Origin of the sequence: Mesorhizobium sp., from assembly GCF_004962925.1 — a bacterium.
Lineage (GTDB): Bacteria > Pseudomonadota > Alphaproteobacteria > Rhizobiales > Rhizobiaceae > Mesorhizobium.
The window spans coordinates 1-7,811 of sequence record NZ_SUEO01000019.1; the positions used below are offsets into that span (position 1 = coordinate 1).

General features: G+C 62.0%; 9 protein-coding genes and 1 tRNA gene. 6 read left to right on the top strand and 4 right to left on the bottom strand.

All coding sequences use genetic code 11. The annotated features are described in order from the left end of the window. Nucleotides 1–552: TetR/AcrR family transcriptional regulator (locus E5W87_RS06735; protein WP_292395197.1), on the bottom strand; the 552-nt coding region annotated here is incomplete at its 3' end. Nucleotides 553–705: 153 nt separating this feature from the next. Here E5W87_RS06735 and E5W87_RS06740 point away from each other — a divergent pair. Beyond that, entirely contained in the window at nucleotides 706–1,581 is an 876-nt protein-coding gene (locus E5W87_RS06740) for a methyltransferase domain-containing protein (protein ID WP_292395198.1), read from the top strand. Nucleotides 1,582–1,899: 318 nt separating this feature from the next. Here the strand turns inward: E5W87_RS06740 and E5W87_RS06745 are convergent, their stop codons facing one another. Further along, on the bottom strand, nucleotides 1,900–2,178 hold the full coding sequence (locus E5W87_RS06745) for a hypothetical protein (RefSeq protein ID WP_292395199.1): 279 nt from the start codon (nucleotides 2,176–2,178) through the stop codon (nucleotides 1,900–1,902). A 149-nt stretch (nucleotides 2,179–2,327) separates the two neighbouring features. On the opposite strand from E5W87_RS06745, the gene E5W87_RS06750 reads away from it, so the two are divergent. The 4 genes from E5W87_RS06750 to E5W87_RS06765 all read left to right on the top strand — a co-directional run bounded on the left by E5W87_RS06750 (nucleotide 2,328) and on the right by E5W87_RS06765 (nucleotide 5,960). After that, entirely contained in the window at nucleotides 2,328–2,972 is a 645-nt protein-coding gene (locus tag E5W87_RS06750; protein ID WP_292395200.1) for a DUF1007 family protein, read from the top strand. 16 nt (nucleotides 2,973–2,988) lie between these two features. Continuing rightward, entirely contained in the window at nucleotides 2,989–3,702 is a 714-nt protein-coding gene (locus tag E5W87_RS06755) for a sulfite exporter TauE/SafE family protein (protein WP_292395201.1), read from the top strand. 631 nt (nucleotides 3,703–4,333) lie between these two features. Next, entirely contained in the window at nucleotides 4,334–5,344 is a 1,011-nt protein-coding gene (locus tag E5W87_RS06760; RefSeq protein ID WP_292395202.1) for a recombinase family protein, read from the top strand. Continuing rightward, a complete protein-coding gene (locus E5W87_RS06765) occupies nucleotides 5,265–5,960 on the top strand; it encodes a hypothetical protein (RefSeq protein ID WP_292395262.1) in 696 nt (231 codons plus the stop codon). The genes E5W87_RS06760 and E5W87_RS06765 overlap by 80 nt, the downstream gene beginning before the upstream one ends. Here the strand turns inward: E5W87_RS06765 and E5W87_RS06770 are convergent. Next, nucleotides 5,917–5,993 (bottom strand) — tRNA-Met (locus E5W87_RS06770). The genes E5W87_RS06765 and E5W87_RS06770 overlap by 44 nt on opposite strands. Nucleotides 5,994–6,337: 344 nt before the next feature. On the opposite strand from E5W87_RS06770, the gene E5W87_RS06775 reads away from it, so the two are divergent. Next, a complete protein-coding gene (locus E5W87_RS06775) occupies nucleotides 6,338–7,345 on the top strand; it encodes a Gfo/Idh/MocA family oxidoreductase (RefSeq protein ID WP_292395203.1) in 1,008 nt (335 codons plus the stop codon). A gap of 15 nt (nucleotides 7,346–7,360) precedes the next feature. Here the strand turns inward: E5W87_RS06775 and E5W87_RS06780 are convergent. Continuing rightward, nucleotides 7,361–7,811: aminomethyltransferase beta-barrel domain-containing protein (locus tag E5W87_RS06780; protein ID WP_367118800.1), on the bottom strand; the 451-nt coding region annotated here is incomplete at its 5' end.

Genomic DNA, 7,811 nt, shown 5'->3' on the forward strand with positions numbered 1-7,811 from the left:
TTGCTGGAATAAGTCGTCGACCTGCACCGGCGAAAAGCTGGCGTCCTCGGCGATCCACCAGGCAAGCACCGCCAGAAATGCTCCCGATATGAACTGGACGGCGAATTCGACGGGCACGCCGGCTTTGCCGATCCGCCTGTCGGCGAGTTCGGTTCGCACGGCGCGCCGGATCCGTTCGCGCAACTGGTCGTGGATCGTGTCGCCGCTGCTCGAAAGCAGCGCGTGGTGGAGCGACCGGAACGCCCGCGCGTGCTCGAACATCGGCAGGCTGAATTCGAACAGGCGGTTGCCTGTCTTTTCGTCTGCCGACACGCGCTTGCTCAGCGACCGCAGATGCGCCTCCAGGGCTGCGCTACGCAGTTCGTCCTTGCCGGCATAGTGGGTATAGAAGGTCGACCTGCCGACATCAGCTTCCTGGCAGATATCTTCCACGGTGATGGCCGCATAGCCGCGCTCGGGGATGAGCGCAATCAGCGCGTCCTGCAGCAGGGCCCGCGTGCGCGCGACGCGCCGGTCGATCGTACCCCTGTCGTCGCTCCGCTCAATTTTCATGGTCACTGCCCCTTGTCGCGTGCGGTTTCGGACATTCGGCGCTCCGGTGTCCGGCAATGGCGTTTCCGGACGCTCTGTCCAATATGATACGCCAAGTCCAGAAGCTCAATGATGTTTTGAGCGCACCGCAAACCGACGAGGAGGCAAAAAGACATGCACCAATTTGGTCATCAGGCCGGCAACGGACAGCATTCGCGAAAGGGCGTCATTGTGCTTGCCGTGCTTGTCAAACTGTCGCTGGTCGCCGGTTTCCTGCTCATGCTGCAATTCGGGGCCGGGTACCTCAATGCGGGCGCCTGGACGGGGGCGCTCCACGGCCTCATCCTCGCGGCGGTCGTGGCAGTGGCGCTCTGGGGCGGCTTTCGTCACATGCGGCCTGCCGGGAATGGCACGCATGGCGCCGGCGACAGAGGCATCGGCATCGTCCTGCACAGGGCGGCGGGCTATGATTTGCTGGCGCGCGTTCTGACCTTCGGCCGCGAGGGCCAGTTTCGCCAGTTCATGCTTCGCCTGGCAGGGCTCCAGCCCGGCGAGGCGGTGCTCGATGTCGCCTGCGGCACGGGCACGCTTGCCATCGCCGCCAGGCGGCTGGTCGGCGCGGCCGGTCGCGTCACGGGCGTCGACGCTTCGGCCGAGATGGTCGAGAGGGCGCGCCTCAAGGCCGCGCGGGCGGGCCTCGATCTGACCTTCGTCCAGGCGACCGCCCAGGAACTTCCCTTCAAGGATGGGCAATTCGACATCGTGATCGGCACGCTCATGCTGCATCACTTGTCAAAACCCGCTCGATCGACCTTCTTCCGCGAAGCGGAGCGCGTTCTGAAGCCCGGAGGCCGGCTGCTGCTGATCGACTTCGGTAGGCCGGCACGCAAATCCAGATTGCCCAGGCTCCATCGGCATGGGCATATCGACATGAATGCGATCGGGGCGCTGTTGGCCGAGACAGGTTTCAAGATCGACGACATTGGAGCCGTCGGGACCATGAACCTGGACTATGTTCGCGCCAAGACCGACGAGGTCCTGCCTGCCTGATCGCGGCATGCGGCGGCCGCCGGACCGGGCGCCGCCAGGAAAACGGCGCGGACCGTACTGCGTTGCGTTCGCAGCCGCCCCGGCGTTATCTTGCCGGATTGGCCATCCGGCCTGCTTCGATGCCCGAGACCACAGAATGCCCAAGGCCCTCCTTTCCCTGACGTTTTTGGCCGCGTGCGTCGCATCACCGCTCGCTCTCGCCGAAGACGTCGACCGGGCGCTTGATGCCTTCCATTCGACATGCTTGGCGCATGGTCCCAACTTCGATCGGACAGCAACATTGGCGAGGTCGCGGCGATGGGCGCCACTGATCGATGATCAGGCCTTTGCTCCCGTCGAGGGGGTGAGGGCCTTTCGCGGATGGCGGGTGACGGGAGAGGATCTACCGGCCGGCACGTTGGTAGCCGCGACCAAGGCAATCATGGGCGGAAAGGCCGTCCAGACCTGCTCGGTCAAGCTGTTGATGTCGCCCGTGCCGAATTTGAAAAGCAATTCTTCGAGCGCACCGACGCCGAAAAGATCGGCGAGGAGAGAAAGGGCAGGCAAGTCTCCCGGCTGTACATAGTGATCGCCGGCAACCGCAAGCAGCTGGTGCATTTGACGTACCCTGCCACTCGGGCCACATCGAACGTCGTTATTGCAAGCTCGATCGTGGATGACTGATGGGACGGCACGCGGCGTCCCATTTTAGCCTCGTTGCGTTGCCACAGGTCCGGCTGCGAAAAGATACGTGAAGGGAAACGCAAATGCACCTCACGAGCACGATTGCAGGCGTGGCACTCCTGCTCACTTCCACGCTCGCGGTGGCTGCTCATCCGCATGTTTTTGCCGAGGCCAGGCTGGACGTAGTCGTGGGCACCGATCGGGATGTCGAGACGCTGCGGCATCTTTGGCGCTTCGACGAACTCTTTTCCTCGACGGTGCTGATGGAGTTCGACAAGAACGCCGATCTGGTGCTCGACGCGAAAGAACTCGACGCCGCCGCTCTCACCATCCATGCCTCGCTTGCCGAGTACAATTATTTCCAAATGGTCACGGTGGATGGCAAGGACGTGGCGATGACGCCGCCAGCCAAGCTTGTCACCAGCTATGAGAACAATCAACTCGCCGTCCAGTTCGAGACGCAGCCGAAGGAGGCGCTACCGCTTGCGGGCAAGGTCAGCATCGGCGTCTATGACCCGACCTTCTACACGGCGATCGATTTCACCGACGACGACAAGATCGCCGTAGCCGGCCTGCCGCAGGGCTGCGCACGCGCCGTGGTGCGCCCCGATCCCAACACGGCGATCGCGCAGAATCAGACGAAGTTGACGGACGCCTTCTTCAGTGATCCGACCGGAACCGATCTCGGCAAGATCTTCGCCACGCGCCTCGAACTGACATGCGCATGACGGGCCGGCACGCCTGATGTTCCTGTACCTCGTCGAATTCCAGCGCACGATCTACTTGGCGCTTGCCGAGCAAATCAAACTGCTGTCCGCCGGCGGCGACTGGCTGGGTTTCATGGCGTTCCTGCCGATGGGTGTGCTCTTCGGTGCCGCGCACGCGCTGACGCCCGGCCACAGTAAGGCGGTGCTGGCAACCTATCTGGCCGGCTCGGATGCAAAGGTGGCGCGTGGCTTCCTGGTCTCGATCACGCTCTCCGTCACGCATGTCACCATCGCAGTGGTGATTGCCGCCCTGTCCTTGCCGCTTGTCTCGATCGCCCTGGGGAGCGTTGGCCGCGCGCCGCTGTTGGAAGACATCAGCCGCGGACTGCTCGGGCTGATCGGCTTATGGATGCTGTGGCGAGCGTTCAGTCATGGGCATCATCACAAGCACGAGGGCGAGGCCGTCGGCTTCATGGCTGGCCTGATCCCGTGCCCACTGACGCTGTTCGCCATGACCTTTGCGATCTCCAGGGGCGTGCCGGTAGCGGGCCTTCTCTTTGCCGTCACCATGATGGCCGGCGTGGCGCTGACGCTGTCCACGGTCGCCGTTCTGTCGATCCTGTTCCGCGAACGGCTGGTGCATTTTTTTGACAGCCGGCCACGCCTGTTCAATGCCATTTCCCGCAGCATCGAAGGTGTTGCCGGTTTCGTGCTTGCCGGCGTCGCCGTGTGGCAAATTTCGTCGCGATAAGAGGCTCCAGCGGCCACCTTCGCTCGCATTCCCGGCGTAGAGCAACTCCGTCCGCTCAAAACCCCGAGGTGCTGCGCGATCTCGACGCCAAGGGGATGCGACGTTGGATCTGGAAACCCACTGCCCTCACGGCATGGGGTTTGGCGGCTTCTATGTGGTGCAATTGGAAGTTGGACAGCCGTCGACAAGAGGTGGCTCTCAATCCTCACGATTAGTGAATGTCGGCACCGATGGTTGCGTGTCCGCGTTGGAACCTGCGGTTTTTCCCAACAAGGTGGAACGGAGAGCAACCGGTCAGGCTGGCGGATTTCCGAAAAGCACGCCTTGCTATCCCTTTCTGCGACCGATCGATTTGGTGCCTTCTCCCATCGCTCGCATGTGCACATCTTGGCAGACATGGACCAGGATCATGATCTCGGCAGGGTTGAAGGAGGCCACCGATCCTGCGGACCGCTATTTTCCGCAGGAGCACGGCCGAGCCGTAGCGAGCGCTACCCGCAATGGTTGTGAAAATCCCAAAAACGGGCCTTGCTCCGAGCGCCTGACAGAGCGATTCTGCGCCTAGCACATGCACTCGCGCGCCAAGCGGCCCGCGAGGATCACGAGCGTGAACAGGCCGAGAAAACTCACCATGAACCGAACCGCGATCTACGCACGCTTCTCAACCGACCTCCAGAATGAGCGATCGATAGACGATCAACTCGCTTTATGCCGAGCGTACGCTGAACGTGAGGGGTTGAACGTGGTCGCAACGTTTGACGATCGAGCGCGCTCGGGCGGCTCAGTCATGGGCCGTGACGGTTTGCGTCACCTCATGGACAAAGCTCGTGAGCACGAATTCGATGTTCTCGTTGTGGAGGCCCTTGATCGGCTCTCGCGTGACATGGAAGACCTTGCCGGCATTCACAAACGCCTTTCATTTCTCGGCATCGAAATTCGTGCCGTCCACGAGGGCGTGGTGAACACGGTCTTGGTCGGACTTCGCGGTCTAGTTGGGCAACTCTATCGAGAGGACATCGCTCACAAAGTCCGTTGGGGCCAGGCCGGCCGTGTCAACAAGGGGCTCCATGCCGGTGGATTGACCTACGGCTACTCCTACGTGCTGGGCGACCCTGGGAAACGATTGATCGCTGGGGAGGAAGCGGACATCGTGCGTCGTATCTTCAGGGAGTATGTCGATGGACAGACCCCGCGTGATATCGCGCACAATCTAAATAGAGACCGCATACCGCCGCCTCGTGGTCGTGCCTGGAATGCCTCTACCATCAATGGAAATGCACAGAGAGGCACGGGGCTGCTTCATAATGAGCTTTATGCTGGCCGCTTGATTTGGAACAGGGTCAGAATGATCAACGATCCTGATACGGGGAAACGTGTCTCACGTCCGAATCCCAAAGGTGAATGGCGTATAGTCGAAGTACCCGATCTTGCCATTGTTTCGTCCGACCTGTTCGACGCAGCCCAGGCCCGGAAGAAGGCGCGCAACCACCCATCCAAGCCATCAGCGCCGACCACGACATATGTTGGCGGGGCTCTTGAGGTGCGGTGCCTGTGGTGCGGGAATGTCGTCAAAAGGCGTGGACAAGTCCAAGCGCATTCGCATCCGCTGTTCCGCCGCGACAGAAAGCGGAACATGCGCTGATCCTAAGACCTTCTATTTGGATACGGTCGAAACTGCCGTTCTGAACGGGCTTACCGCCGAGTTGCGTCATCCTCAAGTGATTGCCCAGTACGTCCAGACGTACCACGAAGAACGGAAGCGCTTGGCCGCCGATACCGATGCCAGGCGCACTCGTTTGGAACGACGACTTGGAGAATTATCTCGGGAAATCGAGCGGCTGGTCAACGCCATTGCCAAGGGCCATGGCGACCCTGCCGTACTGGGACCGCAATCAACAACGCTGAACGAAGAGCGTAAGTGCATTTTGGCCGAGTTGGATCAGGTGCCCGCCGCGACCGGAGTGACCGCGCTGCATCCTGTGGTGCTGGCACGCTACGAGGAACAACTGAACCAACTTCAGACAGGGCTTGCCAAGGGCATTGCTACTGGCGACTCCGAATCTGCAGAGGCGATGCGGGACTTGATCGAAACCGTCACGGTGTTTCGAGATCTATCAAGGATCGGCGGGATCGAAGTCGAAATCGCTGGGCGGCTAACGGCACTCTTGGGCGAGGGTGCCTTCCCCCACGGCGTAAAAGGAGTGGGGGGAATGGTGGTAGCGGGAGAGGGACTTGAACCCCCGACCCCAGGATTATGATTCCCGTGCTCTAACCAACTGAGCTACCCCGCCAGGGCGACGAAAGGTCCGAAATCCGCCTTAAATTAGAAGGCATGTCGAAGCGTTCGCCAAGGTCGGGCGGATATAAGGTTCGGAGGCCAAGCCTGTCAAGCATCGATACAGCCGGCGTCCCGGCATATTCTATCGCTTCGGGCCGGAAATCGGAAATCGATTTTCGGAAAGCACGATGCGACGATCCAAAGTCTTGAGACGCGTACTTTGTGCGTCCGAGCGGACGCACGTCGCTCCAACGGCTGAAAAGCTTTGCCGGGCAGGAATTTGAGCTGAAATGCCGGGGTTGAGTTCGGCGGAGTGCGCCGCTATGTCTCGGCCACGAAATTCTAGAGTTGGAATTGATGAAACCGCGCATTGCAGTCCTCGGTTGCGGATACTGGGGCAGCAACCACATCCGCACCCTCAAGGCGCTCGGCGCGCTTCACGCGGTCTCGGACGTCAACCCCGCCCGCGCCGAAGGCTTCGCCAGTGAGCAGGATTGCCTGGCGATCGAGCCGGAGGCGCTGTTTGTTCGAAAAGACGTCGACGCCATCGTCATGGCGCTGCCGCCGCAGTTCCACGCCGATATGGCGGTGCGCGCAGTCCAGGGCGGCAAGGACGTGCTGGTGGAAAAGCCGATCGCGCTGACGGTGGCGGATGCCGAGCGTTCGGTAAAGGCGGCGGCCGACAATGGCCGCGTCTTCATGGTCGGCCATGTGCTGCGCTTTCATCCAGCCTTCGAGACGTTGAAGGCGCTAATCGACAATGGAGAGCTCGGCGAGGTCCGCTATATCCATTCGCACCGGCTCGGGCTCGGCAAGTTCCACACCGAGAACGACGCGCTGTGGGATTTGGCGCCGCACGATCTGTCGATGATCCTGGCCATCACCGGCACGGAACCGATCGAGGTGCGTGGCGAGGGGGCAGCGCTGCTCGACAATCTCAGCGATTTCGCGCATCTGCACATGCGCTTTCCCAACGGTCTGCGCAGCCATCTCTTCGCGTCGCGGCTCAATCCTTACCGCGAACGGCGGCTGACCGTGGTCGGCACCAAGGCGATGGCGGTGTTCGACGATGTCGAGCCGTGGGAGCGCAAGCTCGCCGTCTACCGCCACGCGGTGTGGCAAGACAGCGGCCAATGGGCCTTCACCACCAACGAGCCGTCCTACGTGGCGGTGGGCGAGGGCATGCCGCTGACGCGAGAGCTCGAGCATTTCATCCAGTGCATCGAGACTCGGGCAGAACCGCGCACCGGCGGCGAGGAAGCCATCAGGGTGCTGCGCATCCTGACCGCTGGCACGATTACCCACACTGGATCGTCTTCCCGAGAGAACGGTGCCGCTGAATTAGAGTCCGATCCACCCCGATAGAATCGGGATCATCGTCTATTCGGCGGGAACCTGCGCCGGCCGGGCCGCCAGCCGTGTCAGCATCGCCTCGGCCTCGGCGCCACGCTCGGAACGCTCGATGAAGCCGCCGCCGAACACGCGGGCCTCGTTGCCGTCGTCGGAATAGAGCACGCAGGCCTGGCCGGGCGCGATACCGGATTCACCGTCGACCAACTCCACCCAAGTGATGCCGGCGCTGTGATGCAGCACGGCCGGGCGCGGTGGGCGTGTCGAGCGGACCTTGGCGAAAAGCTCCAGCCCGGCCGCCGGGATGTCGGACAGCGCAGCGTCGCCCAGCCAGTTCATGTCGCGCAAATAGATCTTGTGCGTCTCAAGCGCCTCGCGCGGGCCAACGATGACGCGTGCCCGGTCGGCGTCGAGATGGACGACGTAGAGCGGCTCGCCCGAGGCGATGCCGATGCCGCGGCGCTGACCGATCGTGTAGCGC

Excerpts from the sequence above, each read along its gene's own strand:
- E5W87_RS06755 (WP_292395201.1), top strand. The coding sequence starts at position 2,989 with ATGTTCCTGTACCTCGTCGAATTCCAGCGCACGATCTACTTGGCGCTT.
- E5W87_RS06750 (WP_292395200.1), top strand. The coding sequence starts at position 2,328 with ATGCACCTCACGAGCACGATTGCAGGCGTGGCACTCCTGCTCACTTCC.
- E5W87_RS06760 (WP_292395202.1), top strand. The coding sequence starts at position 4,334 with ATGAACCGAACCGCGATCTACGCACGCTTCTCAACCGACCTCCAGAAT.
- E5W87_RS06775 (WP_292395203.1), top strand. The coding sequence starts at position 6,338 with ATGAAACCGCGCATTGCAGTCCTCGGTTGCGGATACTGGGGCAGCAAC.
- E5W87_RS06740 (WP_292395198.1), top strand. The coding sequence starts at position 706 with ATGCACCAATTTGGTCATCAGGCCGGCAACGGACAGCATTCGCGAAAG.
- E5W87_RS06745 (WP_292395199.1), bottom strand. The coding sequence starts at position 2,178 with ATGCACCAGCTGCTTGCGGTTGCCGGCGATCACTATGTACAGCCGGGA.
- E5W87_RS06765 (WP_292395262.1), top strand. The coding sequence starts at position 5,265 with ATGTCGTCAAAAGGCGTGGACAAGTCCAAGCGCATTCGCATCCGCTGT.